The 12757-nt window shown below is 63.8% G+C and carries 13 protein-coding genes and 1 pseudogene; 6 read left to right on the top strand and 8 right to left on the bottom strand.

The annotated features are described in order from the left end of the window. Window positions 1-228 (top strand): annotated as a pseudogene (locus tag JQ580_RS32655) (hypothetical protein); the annotation flags it as partial. A gap of 116 nt (window positions 229-344) precedes the next feature. Here the strand turns inward: JQ580_RS32655 and yddG are convergent. The 3 genes from yddG to JQ580_RS32670 form a co-directional block, all read right to left on the bottom strand. Then, window positions 345-1214: an aromatic amino acid exporter YddG gene (yddG, locus tag JQ580_RS32660; RefSeq protein ID WP_212285325.1), complete on the bottom strand. Its 870-nt coding sequence runs from the start codon at window positions 1212-1214 to the stop codon at window positions 345-347. 115 nt (window positions 1215-1329) lie between these two features. Continuing rightward, window positions 1330-2055, bottom strand: coding sequence for an acetoacetyl-CoA reductase (gene phbB, locus JQ580_RS32665; RefSeq protein ID WP_212285327.1), 726 nt, complete (start codon window positions 2053-2055; stop codon window positions 1330-1332). Between the two features lie 252 nt (window positions 2056-2307). Further along, window positions 2308-3486: an acetyl-CoA C-acetyltransferase gene (locus JQ580_RS32670; protein WP_212285329.1), complete on the bottom strand. Its 1179-nt coding sequence runs from the start codon at window positions 3484-3486 to the stop codon at window positions 2308-2310. Window positions 3487-3802: 316 nt separating this feature from the next. Here JQ580_RS32670 and phaR point away from each other — a divergent pair, with 316 nt between their 5' ends. Both phaR and JQ580_RS32680 read left to right on the top strand, forming a co-directional pair. After that, window positions 3803-4399: a polyhydroxyalkanoate synthesis repressor PhaR gene (phaR, locus tag JQ580_RS32675; protein WP_212285331.1), complete on the top strand. Its 597-nt coding sequence runs from the start codon at window positions 3803-3805 to the stop codon at window positions 4397-4399. Between the two features lie 38 nt (window positions 4400-4437). Next, a complete protein-coding gene (locus tag JQ580_RS32680; protein WP_212285333.1) occupies window positions 4438-5055 on the top strand; it encodes a class I SAM-dependent methyltransferase in 618 nt (205 codons plus the stop codon). Window positions 5056-5145: 90 nt separating this feature from the next. Here JQ580_RS32680 and JQ580_RS32685 read toward each other — a convergent pair whose 3' ends face one another. Next, complete coding sequence (locus JQ580_RS32685) at window positions 5146-6033, bottom strand: branched-chain amino acid aminotransferase (protein ID WP_212285335.1); 888 nt, start codon at window positions 6031-6033, stop codon at window positions 5146-5148. 119 nt (window positions 6034-6152) lie between these two features. Here JQ580_RS32685 and JQ580_RS32690 point away from each other — a divergent pair, with 119 nt between their 5' ends. Next, window positions 6153-7088 (top strand): alpha/beta hydrolase, encoded by a 936-nt coding sequence (locus JQ580_RS32690; RefSeq protein ID WP_212285336.1) that lies wholly within the window; start codon window positions 6153-6155, stop codon window positions 7086-7088. Window positions 7089-7095: 7 nt separating this feature from the next. On the opposite strand, the gene JQ580_RS32695 is transcribed toward JQ580_RS32690, so the two are convergent. After that, entirely contained in the window at window positions 7096-7344 is a 249-nt protein-coding gene (locus tag JQ580_RS32695; RefSeq protein WP_212285338.1) for a hypothetical protein, read from the bottom strand. Between the two features lie 215 nt (window positions 7345-7559). Here JQ580_RS32695 and JQ580_RS32700 point away from each other — a divergent pair, with 215 nt between their 5' ends. Beyond that, window positions 7560-8432, top strand: a complete 873-nt coding sequence (locus tag JQ580_RS32700; protein ID WP_212285340.1) for a hypothetical protein — start codon at window positions 7560-7562, stop codon at window positions 8430-8432. A 222-nt stretch (window positions 8433-8654) separates the two neighbouring features. Continuing rightward, window positions 8655-10238: a sensor domain-containing diguanylate cyclase gene (locus JQ580_RS32705; RefSeq protein WP_212285342.1), complete on the top strand. Its 1584-nt coding sequence runs from the start codon at window positions 8655-8657 to the stop codon at window positions 10236-10238. 13 nt (window positions 10239-10251) lie between these two features. On the opposite strand, the gene JQ580_RS32710 is transcribed toward JQ580_RS32705, so the two are convergent. The 3 genes from JQ580_RS32710 to JQ580_RS32720 all read right to left on the bottom strand — a co-directional run bounded on the left by JQ580_RS32710 (window position 10252) and on the right by JQ580_RS32720 (window position 12613). Further along, complete coding sequence (locus tag JQ580_RS32710; RefSeq protein WP_212285344.1) at window positions 10252-10812, bottom strand: carboxymuconolactone decarboxylase family protein; 561 nt, start codon at window positions 10810-10812, stop codon at window positions 10252-10254. A 106-nt stretch (window positions 10813-10918) separates the two neighbouring features. Then, window positions 10919-12082 (bottom strand): PLP-dependent cysteine synthase family protein, encoded by a 1164-nt coding sequence (locus JQ580_RS32715; protein WP_212285373.1) that lies wholly within the window; start codon window positions 12080-12082, stop codon window positions 10919-10921. Window positions 12083-12148: 66 nt separating this feature from the next. Further along, window positions 12149-12613 carry an Lrp/AsnC family transcriptional regulator gene (locus JQ580_RS32720; RefSeq protein WP_212285346.1) on the bottom strand — a complete coding sequence of 155 codons (465 nt, stop codon included), beginning with the start codon at window positions 12611-12613 and terminating at the stop codon, window positions 12149-12151. Window positions 12614-12757: the final 144 nt, after the last annotated feature.

The raw sequence follows: 12757 nt of genomic DNA on the forward strand, positions 1-12757 counted from the left end.
CCAGATCGACGAACTGCTACCCTGGGCCTATCTCGCTTCCCAAAAACGCTGGCGCGTGGCCTGAGAAGACCGCTTACGAGCAATCGCATCGACCCCGACAAATGGCGGCCGCTAATCCTCAGCTTCCAGGAATTCTACGGTCTGACGCCGCAACGGTTGCAGCGGTCCGAACTCGGGCAGATTCCGGAAGCGATGTATCGGCCGCCGGGGTGGCAGCCGGCGCTTTAGCCGCGGATCAATCCCGATCGGCTGGAATGGGCTTCCGCATGGGTAATCGACGAACAAACCTCGTTGGAAGCTTCTCATAGGCCGGCCGATAACCACCGTCTCGATGAACGAGCGCCTCATCGCTTCCGCAGCACCATGTCCTTCGCCGCGATCAGACCGCCCCCGGCGATCAGGATTGCGGCGATGGCGATGTTGGCGCTGGCCTTGGCAAAACCGGCCGCGATGAGGAAGCCGGTCGAGAGCAGCGGCGTCGCGTAAGAGGCGGCGCCGAGCACGCGGATGTCACCGCGCTTCATCCCGATGTCCCAGGCATAGAAGGCGGCACCGACGGGACCTATGCCGAGCGCGATCACGGAGAGCCATTGCAGCATGGTCTCCGGCCACACGGTGGTCTCCAGCAGGCCGTGCATCAGCGCGGCAAGCACGGCGGTGGCCAGACAGAATCCGGCGACTGCATCGGTCGGAACGGCTTTGAGCCGGCGCGACAGCACCGAATAAGTAGCCCAGACGAATGCAGCGATGAAGGCCGCAGCCAATCCGGGCGCCTGCCCCGCAGCGAAGCCGGAGGTATTGCCGGCGAACAGCAGCACGGTGCCGACGAGGCCGAGCATCGCCCCGACGATGTGATGCGGGGCGAGCCGCTCGCCCGGCAGAAAGGACGAGAACAGTACGATCAGCAGCGGCCACAGATAATTCAGCAGTCCGGCTTCGGCCGGCGGCGCAAAGCGCAGCGCGAGAAAATACAGCGCGTGATAGCCGAACAGGCCGCCGACGCCAACCGCCCAGACGACCAGCGGCTGACGCAGGCTCTTCGCCGCCTCGCCGCGGCCGATCCAGGTGAGCAGGCCGACCAAGCCGCCGATCGCGAAGGTCATCGCGGCAAGCTGAAACGCCGGGATCCTTCCGGTCGCCACCGTCATCACCGACAGCAGCGACCACATCAGGATCGCGGTCAATCCGATCAGCGTGGCTGTGCGCGGGGTCATTGACGAAGGCTCTGATGACAACGATGCCCGGCACGAGGCCGGGCATTGTCGTCTTCACTATCGCCTTGTCGCGCGTGACGCTACAGGCTTTTGACCCGAATGCCTTGGCGCCTTATCAGGCCTGATATTGGCCGCCGTTGATGGTCATCGTCGAGCCCGTGATGAAACCGGCCTCGTCGGCTGCGAGGAACACCACCGCGCGGGCGATCTCCTCGGGCTCGCCGAGCCGGGCGACCGGGATCTGCGGGATCACGTTCTTCTCCAGAACGTCTTTCGGTACCGCCTGAACCATTTCGGTGTTGATGTAGCCGGGACAGATCGCGTTGACGGTGATGCCGCCCTTGGCGTTTTCGAGCGCGAGCGCCTTGGTGAAGCCGATGTCACCGGCCTTCGCCGCGGAATAATTGACCTGGCCGAACTGCCCCTTCTGGCCGTTGATCGAGGAGATCGAGATGACGCGGCCGAACTTACGCGCACGCATGCCCTCGATGACCTGGCGCGTCATGTTGAAGAGTGAGCCGAGATTGGTGTTGATGACCGCGTTCCACTGTTCCAGCGTCATCTTGTGGAAGGCGGTGTCGCGGGTGATGCCGGCATTGTTGACCAGCACCTCGACCGGTCCGAGATCGGCCTCGACCTTCTTCACGCCCTCGGCGCAGGCATCGAAATTGCTGACGTCCCATTTGTAGACGGCGATGCCGGTCTCGGCCTTGAACTTCTCCGCCGCCGCATCATTGCCGGCATAGCTCGCGGCGACCTTGTATCCTGCCGCCTTCAGTGCCTTGCTGATCGCAGCACCGATGCCCCGCGTACCACCCGTGACCAATGCAACACGTGCCATGTCGTATTCCTTCCCTTGGACTCTTCGGACGTTTCTGACGTGATTGTTTTTTAGCGTTGGATTATGCGGTTGGTTTGACGGACATCAAGAACAAAACGCCCGGCATCGAGCCGGGCGTTTTCTTTAGTCGAGGCCTGCGCGGTTGCGAAGAATATTTGATTTGCAACCGCCGCCTTTTTAGTCGCGTGCAACGCACTCGATGACGTGTGCAGCGCACGCGCAAACTGCGCGTCAGCTACGTGTCAGCTGTCTTCAGTCGCGCGCGATGCACATCGCGATACCCATACCGCCGCCGATGCACAGCGTGGCGAGGCCCTTCTTCGAATCACGCTTCTGCATTTCGTGCAGCAGCGTCACCAGAACGCGTGCGCCGGACGCGCCGACGGGATGACCGATCGCGATCGCGCCGCCATTGACGTTGACCTTGGAGGTGTCCCAGCCGAGGTCCTTATTGACAGCGCAGGCCTGCGCCGCGAAGGCCTCGTTGGCCTCGATCAGGTCGAGATCGCCGACGTTCCAGCCGGCCTTCTTCAACGCGGCGCGCGAGGCCGGGATCGGGCCCGTGCCCATGATCTTCGGGTCGACGCCGGCCTGCGCCCAGGACACGATCCGCGCGAGCGGCTTCTTGCCTTCCTTGGCGGCCTGCTTGGCGGTCATCAGCACCACGGCGGCGGCGCCGTCATTGATGCCGGATGCCGAGCCCGCGGTGACCGTGCCGTCCTTCTCGAAAGCGGGCTTGAGCTTGGCCATGCCATCGAGCGTGGCGCCGTGGCGCGGATATTCGTCGGCGCTGACGACAACGTCGCCCTTGCGGGTCTTGATGGTGACGGGGACGATCTCGTCGTTGAACTTACCGGCCTTCTGCGCCGCCTCCGCCTTCTGCTGCGAGGCGACCGCGAACTCGTCCTGCTGGGCGCGGGTGATCTGCCACTGCCGTGCCACGTTCTCGGCAGTGTTGCCCATGTGGTAGCCGTTGAAGGCATCCCACAGGCCGTCCTTGATCATGGTGTCGACGAACTCGACCGGGCCCATCTTGACGCCGCCACGCAGATATTGGGCGTGCGGGGCCATGCTCATGGATTCCTGGCCGCCGGCGACCACGATCTCGGAATCGCCGTTGAGCAGCGCCTGGTATCCGAGCGCAACCGTGCGCAGGCCCGAGCCGCAAAGCTGATTGACGCCCCAGGCCGGGCTCTCCACCGGAATACCGGCGGCGATCGAGGCCTGACGAGCCGGGTTCTGGCCTTGGGCGGCGGTCAGGATCTGACCCATGATGACTTCCGAGACCCGGCCGGGCTCGATGCCCCCGCGCTCCAGCGCGGCCTTGATGGCGACAGCGCCGAGGTCATGGGCGGGAAGGGTCGCGAACGCTCCGTTGAAGCTTCCGACCGGGGTGCGGGCGGCGCTGACGATGACGACATCGTCTGACATGGGCATCTCCTGAGGCTTGGGTTTCTTGAAAGGGGGCAGGCGGGGCTTTGAGAAAACGGCTCGCCAGTCTCGTCAGCCATCCTGTTAACGTCGTTGAGGCATGTCAATCGGCCGGCGACCGAATTCATGCCGCAGCGCATTCAAAATAGCGTTCTTGGCGCTTTCGCAAGCAGGATTTTGCTGTGCGATTAACCGTGCCGCACAAAACGGTAGCGTGAGGCCTTTGAAAATGCTTATTTTGTTGCGTTGCGTACTCTTCCCGCCCTGCGGCATAGCCCGCTCGGTTCCCGTTCTCCGCGTTTGCAAGTGAGAGCCCATGGCGAAATCAGACCAACCCACGACCATCAAGAAATACGCGAACCGCCGGCTCTACAACACCGGAACGAGCACCTACGTGACGCTGGAAGACCTCGCCGCGATGGTCAAGGACGGCGAAGATTTCCTGGTCTATGACGCCAAGACCGGCGACGACATCACCCGCTCCGTGCTCGCCCAGATCATCTTCGAGCAGGAGAACAAGGCCGGCCAGAACCTGCTCCCGACCACCTTCTTGCGCCAGCTGATCCGTTTCTACGGCGACAGCATGCAGATGGTGGTGCCGAAATATCTGGAACAGTCGATTGCGACGTTGACCCAGGAACAGGAGAAGTTCCGCAAGCAGATCGCCAACTCGCTCTCCGGAACCCCATTTGCGCCGCTGGAAGAGCAGGTCCGCCGCAACATGGAGCTGTTCCAGCAGACCTTCTCGATGTTCAAGCCGTTCGTTCCCAATGCAGCCCGCCCGGCGACCGCCGCCGAGCCGGAATCCGATGCGTCGATCGAGGCGCCGAAGGACAGCAACATCGACGATCTGCGCCAGCAGATGAAGGAGATGCAGGAGCGCCTCGAGCGGATGTCGAAGAAGGAGGAGTAGCTCCTTCTTCGTCGCCGGCAGCTGAGCCGTAGGACGCGATGTGCGACCGAAGCGCCCATTGGGACAAGGTCTACGCCACCAAGGGCGAGGCCGAGGTCAGCTGGTTTCAGGACAGCCCCGCGACCTCGCTTGCGATGATCATGGCAGCCGCTCCCGATCGGGAGGTTGCCATCATCGATATCGGCGGCGGCGCTTCGCGGCTGGTCGATGCTCTTCTTCTTGACGGATATCGCGATCTCACTGTGCTGGACCTCTCCGCCAACGCGCTCGACGCCGCCAAGCGCCGTATTGGCCAAGCCGCTTCCACGATCGACTGGATCGTCGCCGACGCCACGACGTGGCGGCCGGCGAAGATCTACGATGTATGGCACGATCGCGCGGCGTTTCACTTCCTGACAGATCCCCGCGACAGGGCGGCTTACGTCGAGCGCCTGCGGTCTGCGGTTGCGCCCGGCGGTCACGCCATCATCGCGACGTTTGCGCCCGATGGTCCTGAGACATGCAGCGGCTTGCCGGTGCAGCGCCATGACGGCGCCAGCCTCGCAGCGGAGCTCGGGCCGGAGTTTGAACTGATTGAGACGCGCAGCGAAACACATCACACGCCGTGGCATTCGGCACAGGCGTTTCAGTTCAGCTTGTTTCGGCGACAGAAGTAGCCCGCGTCATGGCCGGGCTTGTCCCGGCCGTCCATGCACGAGATGCGAGGAAGAACGTGGAAGCCAGGGCATGACGGCGGAAGGTGCGGATCAGGCCGCCAGCTTCGCCGCATGCGCGAAGTCCCAATAGAGCTTGCGCGCCTTGGCGTAGAACGGACCCGGCTTCAGCTCGCGCTCGTCGATGCGGATCACCGGCGCGACCTTTGCAAAATTGCCGGTTGAGAAGATCTCGTCCGCGGCGACGAAATCAGCATAGCGCAACGTCTTCTCGACCACGGTGACGCCGTCGCCGCGAAGGAGGTCGATGACGCGCTGGCGCGTGATGCCGTTGAGGAATGTGCCGTTGGGAACGGGCGTATAGACCACGCCGTCCCTGGCCATGAACACGTTGGAATTGCCGAACTCCGCGACATTGCCGAGCATGTCGAGCATCAGCGCGTTCTGGAAGCCGCGGGACGCGGCTTCCGCGAGCGCGCGCGAATTGTTCGGATAAAGGCAGGCCGCCTTCGCCTCGACCGGCGCGCATTCGGCGGTCGGCCTGCGGAACGGCGACAGCGTGATGGCATTGCCGACGGGCTTCGGCATCGGCGCCTCGTAGATGCACAGGCACCAATTGGTGGTCTCGGGGTCGAACAGCACGCCGCCGCCCGAGCCGTTCTGCGCCCAGTACATCGGACGGACGTAGAGCTCGGCATTGGCCGCAAAGCGCGCGATGCCTTCGGTTGCGAGCGTGAGCCAAGTGCCGGTATCGACCACCGGCTTCAGGCCGAAATTGATCGCGGATTGATTGGCGCGGGCAACGTGACGGTCGAGATCGGGCGCGACACCCTCGAACGCGCGTGCACCGTCGAACACCACCGAGCCGAGCCAGGCCGCATGCGTGCGCGGACCCATGATCGGCACATTGCCGTCGTGCCATTTGCCCTCGAAGAAGGTCCAGCTCGGCGAATATTCGATCGGCTTCCTGATCTCGGCCATGACAGGCCTCCCCTTGGCACGATGCCGCAATATCGCGCCACTATTGGACGCAACATCTAAATGATTCCCTGCGGTCAAGGGGTGGGCTACCCTCGCTGCCGGGGGAGAAAGGAAGCAGCATGTCGCTCGATCCGCTTGCAAAGCGCTTGTTGACCATGATGGCGGCGGCTGGGCCGCGGGCGGAGGGCCGGCCGAGCGTGGAGGCGCGGCGGCAATCGCTCGCGAAGCTGATGCAGTTCGCCCGCGTAGATGCCCCGGATGTGACCTCGCGCGACGCCATGATGCCCGGCCGCGCCGGCGAACTGCCTTATCGGCTCTACTCACCCGCAAATGCCGATGAGCGAGCGCCCGGCTTCGTGTTCTTCCATGGCGGCGGGCTGGTCGCAGGCGGCATCGCCACCCATGATCGCATCGCGGCGGCGCTGGCGCACGCCACCGGCTGCCGTCTCGTCTCGGTCGACTACCGGCTTGCGCCGGAGCACAAATTCCCGGCTGCGGTCGAGGATGCGGTCGCCGCCACCGAATGGGTTGCGCGCGAGGCCGCATCGCTCGGCATCGACGCCGACCGTCTGGTGGTCGGCGGCGATTCTGCCGGCGCGACGCTCGCAGCGATCGTGTGCCAGGAAGCGGCGCAGACCGCCGGCCTCGCCATTGCCGCGCAATGCCTGATCTGTCCGGTGCTGGATTTCGAGGAAACCTCGCCCTCGCGCGAGGCCTTTGCCGAGGGCCATCTGATCGACCGCGTCACGATCGAGGCCGATCTTTCCGACTATCTGCCTGACGGCATCGATACCGCCGATCCCCGCGTGTCCCCCTTGCGTGCAACGCGGCTCACCGGCCTGCCGACCGCGATCATCCACACGGCCGAGTACGACCCGATGCGCGATGAGGGCAACGCCTATGCCCGCAAGCTGCTCGCCGCGGGCGTCGCCGTCGAGCATGTTTGCCACGACGGCATGGTTCATAATTTCCACGCCATGGGCGCGATCCTGCCACAGGCGCAGCTCGTGCTGTCTCAGATCGGCGAGCAGGTGCGGCGAGCGGTTGCCCGGTAAGTGCGGATCATAACCGCGCGTCGAGCACCGCCCGGGCTGCCATGACATAGTCCGGCCAATGCGCGTCCGCGTAACGCTCGGCCTGCCGGGCGCAGGTGACGTCCGGCGCATGCGCGGCTGCGATCGTGCGCGCGAACCGTTCCTCGGCCACCGTCACTTCATCGGGCTCGCGAGACGGCACGGCGGCAGCCGCAGCCATGGGAGCAACAGCGAGCCCCGCCAGACCGGTGAGCAGAATGCGGCGTGACGTATTCATGGCTGTCGTCCTTCCAATGTCCGGCCTGCACTCGGGCCTGCGCGTGTGTCAGTGCAATTCCGCGCAGAGTAACCGCGCACGTCCGTGCCGTCCATCGCTTGCGCAATAGCGCTTGACCGGACGAGCGATCACGTTCCATCTAACGACGGTTCCGTCACCAGATCGCCGCGCGCCGGATTCACGTGCCCTGTTGCAGCCCATCGCATCTTCTCGCCTTGCGCGCTGCCGCGACGGGACTGCTTTTCCTGGCGATCTCGGCAAACGCCGCCGTCGCTGCCGACGAGGAGGAGGATGCCCCCACGAAGCCGGCCGGGCCGAACATCTATCTCGACCTGCGCACGATCTACGCGACGATTCCCGCCGGCACGCTCGGGCTCGGTTTCGGCAATACATCATTATCGGCGGCGTTCGAAGCCCTTGCGGCACGACGAAGCCCGACGCTGCCGAGCGGGCTGCCAGCCGCCAAATCGGTTGCCGTCGATCTGCCCCTGACCGTCGACGTCAACGACCGTGTTTCGCTGTACGGCGGCGTGTCGGGCTCGACGATCGATATCGGCAATGGATGGTCGTCCTTCGACATCACCAGCTGGAACATGGGCCTGCAAGCCGATGTCTACCAGCAGAACGGTGGGATGTTTCCGACGGTCACGCTGCAATCCACGCTCACCCAATCGATCCCGAACGAGCCCGGCATGACGACGTCGTTCAACCAGATCGTGGAGTTCGACTACGCACTCGATGAGGACGAGACGCAGGGCTGGCTGGCGGGCGTACAGTACACCTACACCGACGTCTCCAGCCAATTCGCCCGGATCAAACCAAATACGATTCTGTACGCAGGCGGCTACTACCAATGGCCGAGCAACTGGAAGTTCACGGGCCGCCTCGGTGTGCAGTCGTTCGGCGGCGCGGAGCTCGCGGGCCGGACGATCGCGGAGTCATTCACCCAGCCAATCCTTCGGCTCGACCTCGACCGCATGGACGACAATGACAACCGCCTATTCGGCGTCACCGCGCAAATCGCGTGGATGCCGAAACCGTCCTGGCAGGTGACGTTGCGAACGCCGCTCTACGCCGTGCGCAATTGACCGCGGTCATGGTGGATATCAGGTAAACAAGCATTCGAGTTTTAGGGATGGCCGGCGACCGACCGCCCCCTCTCCAGCGACGACCGGGCTTTTACACCTCACCACCTCGCGGTGCCGACGCATGAACCGCGTGTTAATCGCCTTCGCGAGATCACTTACCACTTTACCTTCTCGGCAAGATGCTTGCGCGAGACTGGACCGGTTTCATGTGGGGGATTGGAAATGCCCAGTCTGGTACCGGAGCGGACGTTCCTGGCCGGCAAGATCATCTTCAATTTCGGGCAATCGACCATCGATTGCGTCATCCGCCGAATGTCCGGGGACGGCGCGACGCTGGAGATTCAGAGCAGCCTCGGCGTGCCCGAGCATTTCCAGCTCAAGCTCTCGAGTCAGGATATCCGCTCCTGCCGCGTCCTCTGGCGGTCGGATCGGCAGGTCGGGGTCGCTCTCGGGGCGGATGAACATGCCGAACCCTCAACGGGGAACGCGAAAGAGCGCAGCACGGACTCGCTCATGCGCGGCCAAATGCTGGCGCTTCGCGCGGCCCTTGATTTCGTGCCCCTCGGCATCGTGCTGCTGGACGCCGGCCTCCGCGCGCAGTTGATCAACCGCGCGTTCCGGCAGATGTGGCAGTTGCCGGATGAAGTCGCCAACAGCAATCCGTCATTCGTGACCCTGATGCATCACGGCCGCGATACGCTCGCCTATGAAGTTCCGCAGACCGATCTCGAAGCCTATGTCGCCGAGCGTGTCCGTCAGGTGCAGGCGGGAGACGCGTCCCCGCTCGACCTGCGCCGTTCGGGCGGCGATGTCGTTCGCATGCAATGCACGCCTTTGCCTGACGGCGGGCGAATGCTGACCTATACGCCCGTCACCGACATCGTGCGCTACTCCGATCAGCTGAAGTTGCTACGGGACGCACTGGAGAATGTCGAGGACGGCGTCCTGCTGCTCGACCGCGATCTCAACGCCAGCTTCATGAATCGGCGAATGCGACGGTTCTGGGACGTGAGCGAACGGGAGGCGGCCGGCCATCCGACCTATGCATCACTGATAAGCCGGGCCAATCGCGCCAGCGCGCCAGATCTGCCAGCCGCCGAATTGACGAGATTTCCCGCCAAGCGCGTCGCAGAGGTCAAGGCCGGCGATCACGTGCGCGACCTGCAGACGCCGGACGGACGGCGCATCAGAGCCCATTGCACCACGATGTCGAATGGCGGCCGCATGCTGACCTACGTCGACATCACCGACCTCACGCAAAAGGCCGCGATGCTGGAGACGCTCGCGACCACCGACCCGCTTACCGGTCTCTACAACCGCCGCCACTTTCTCGAGTGCCTGGCTGCCGAATGGAGTCGGTTTCAGCGCTATTATCGCTCCGTCTCGGTGCTGATCCTCGACATCGACCACTTCAAGTCGGTCAATGATCGCTACGGCCATGCTGTCGGCGACGCCGCGATCCGCGCGGTGTCGGCCGCGTGCCTCGACGGCAAGCGCAAGTCGGACATCGTCGGCCGCCTCGGCGGCGAGGAGTTTGCAGTTCTGCTGCCCGAGACCAGCCTGTCGCGTGCGAGGACAGTGGCCGATCGCATCCGCAAGCGCGTGATGGCTGCGCAAGTCGTCGCCGGCAACGTCCATTTCGGCGTCACCGTGAGCGTCGGCATCGCGGAGGCGACCGTCAGCATGTCCGGCACCGACGCGCTGATGAGCGCAGCGGATCATGCGCTCTACCAGGCCAAGGCCGAAGGCCGCAATCGCTGCGTCACCTTCCTGCCCCCGCCGCCCGCGAGCAAGGCCGCGGAGTGAGAAGGACGTAGCTTTACTCCGGCACCGGCACGTCGAACGTGTTCAGTGTGACCGAGACCATGCAATAGACGCCGACGAGATAGGACAGCTCGGCCGCGCCGTGTTCGCCGAACTCCTTCACGGCGGCGCGCCAGGTCAATTCCGGCAGCACACCGCCACCGACCAGAGCGGACGCCACGTCGTAGGCGATGGCCTCCTGTTTGGTAAGATCGACCGGCCGCTGGCCGGCGACGATGGTCGCAAGCTTCTCGTCGGAGAGGCCGCGCTGCTCGGCGACCAGCACGTGGGCATAGAGCTCGTAGCCGGATCGGAAATGCGAGCCCGTGACCAGAATTGCGACCTCGCGCACCGGGGCGGGCAGCAACGGATTAGACGCGATCGCCTTGACCAGCTCCCACACAGGCTTGCCGAAGCGCGGCTCGCGGATCCAGGGATTCCAGGGTCCGAGCAGCGCGCCGTCGTCGCGCATGTTCACGAAGCCCTTGAAGTGATCCTTGATGCCGGCTCGCATATCGTCATAGAGCGGCTTCTGTTCAGCACTCAGGTCTTTCGGATCGAGAATGGGAAGGCGCACGGTGGAGATCTCCTCGTTGAGACAACGAGGCTTGCCCGCATGTGCGCGCAACGCAAGTGAAGATGCCGTGACATCGCAGTCCCGTCGGGCGTTCCGACAAATTCGATTATGTTGTCTCGGGGATTTGATCGCTCTGGGGATTTTCGACATCGTCGACGGCGAGCGTCAGCGGCTCACCTGTCGCGAGGAACGACGACAGGGTCCCCTCGAACGGCGCCGGATCGAGACCGCGTGCCTTGAGCCATTCTGGATCGTAATAAGTCTGGCGATAGCGCTCTCCGGAATCGCAGATCAGGGTCACCAGCGACCCCGTCGCGTTCGCCTGCCGCATCTCCGAGGCGATTTGGCACAGCGCCAGGAAATTGGTGCCGGTGGAGCCGCCCACCGGGCGACGCAGCCGTCGCGACAAGACGTTCATCGCAGCGATCGTGGCCGCGTCCGGGATCTTCATCATGCGGTCGACCACGCCAGCCACGAAGGAGGGCTCGCAGCGCGGCCGGCCCACACCCTCGATCAGCGACGGGCGGTCGCACACATGGGAACGGTCCTGCGAGCGGAAGCAATCGAAAAAGGCGGAATGCTCGACATCGGCGACGCACAGCCGCGTCGGATACTGACGGTACCGCAAATAGCGCCCGATGGTGGCCGACGTGCCGCCGGTGCCCGCGCCCATCACGATCCAGTCCGGCAGCGGCCGCGGCTCGCCCTGCAATTGCGTGAAGATCGATTCGGCGATGTTGTTGTTGCCGCGCCAGTCCGTTGCGCGCTCGGCAAAGGTGAACTGATCCATGTAGTGGCCATTCAGGCGCGCGGCGAGCGCAGCCGCCTCCGCATAGAGCGCGCGACCATCGTCGATCAGGTGGCAATTGCCGCCATAATGCTCGATCGCGGCGATCTTCTCCGCCGAGGTCGTGCGCGGCATCACGGCGTAGAAAGGTACGCCGATCATCTGCGCGAAATAGGCTTCCGACACCGCCGTCGACCCGGACGAGGCCTCGACCACGGGCGTGCTTTCGCGGATGTGGCCGTTGCAGAGCGCATAGAGGAATAACGAGCGTGCGAGCCTGTGCTTCAAGCTGCCGGTCGGATGGGTCGATTCATCCTTCAGATAAATGTCGATCCCTGACAGCGCCGGTACGATCAGCCGGATCAGATGCGTGTCGGCGGTGCGGCACTGGTCGGCCTCGATCGCAGCCACGGCCTCGTCGACCCAGCCGCGCCGATAGGCCGGCCCGGCCGGATTGGGGTGGCGGAAGGGAAGCGGCTTCATAGGCATGACCAGGCGATTCCGTGAAAAGCGACGTCCATCTAGCATGCTGACGCTTGCGCACCCCGCTCAAAATTCGAGCGGCGCGTTGTCGACCACTTCCTTCATCACGAAGAAGGTGCGGGTCTGGCGCACGCCGGGCAGCGCGATCAGTTGCTCGCCGTGGATGCGGTTGAAATCCTCCATGTCGCCGACGCGGATTTTGAGGAAATAGTCGAAATCGCCGGCGACGAGGTGGCAGTCGAGCACGAATTTCAGTTTTGCGATCGCCTGCTCGAAGATCGCGAAGCTCTCCGGTGTCGAGCGGTCGAGCACGACACCGACCATGACCAGGGTGCCCTTCGCCACCTTCTTCGGCGCGACCATGGCGCGTACGGCTGCGATGAACCCGTCCTCGAACAGGCGCTGGGTGCGGCGATGGCAGGTCGCGGGGCTGATTGCGACTGATGCGGCCAGTTCGGCATTGCTGAGCCGACCGTTATTCTGCAGCAATCTCAAGATCTTAAGATCGACACGGTCGAGGCGACGAGACATGGAAGAAACTTCCGATGAAATTGAAAATTACGGAAGAATTATCATCATTTTGCGTCTTTGACGCAAGAATACGCGCAATGCAGACGCAATATTAGAGAGCACATTTTTCCGAGGCAGTGCTAGGCGGATGCCAACGCCAACGCC

This window comes from Bradyrhizobium sp. SZCCT0148 (assembly GCF_018129985.1).
GTDB classification, from domain to species: domain Bacteria; phylum Pseudomonadota; class Alphaproteobacteria; order Rhizobiales; family Xanthobacteraceae; genus Bradyrhizobium; species Bradyrhizobium japonicum_H.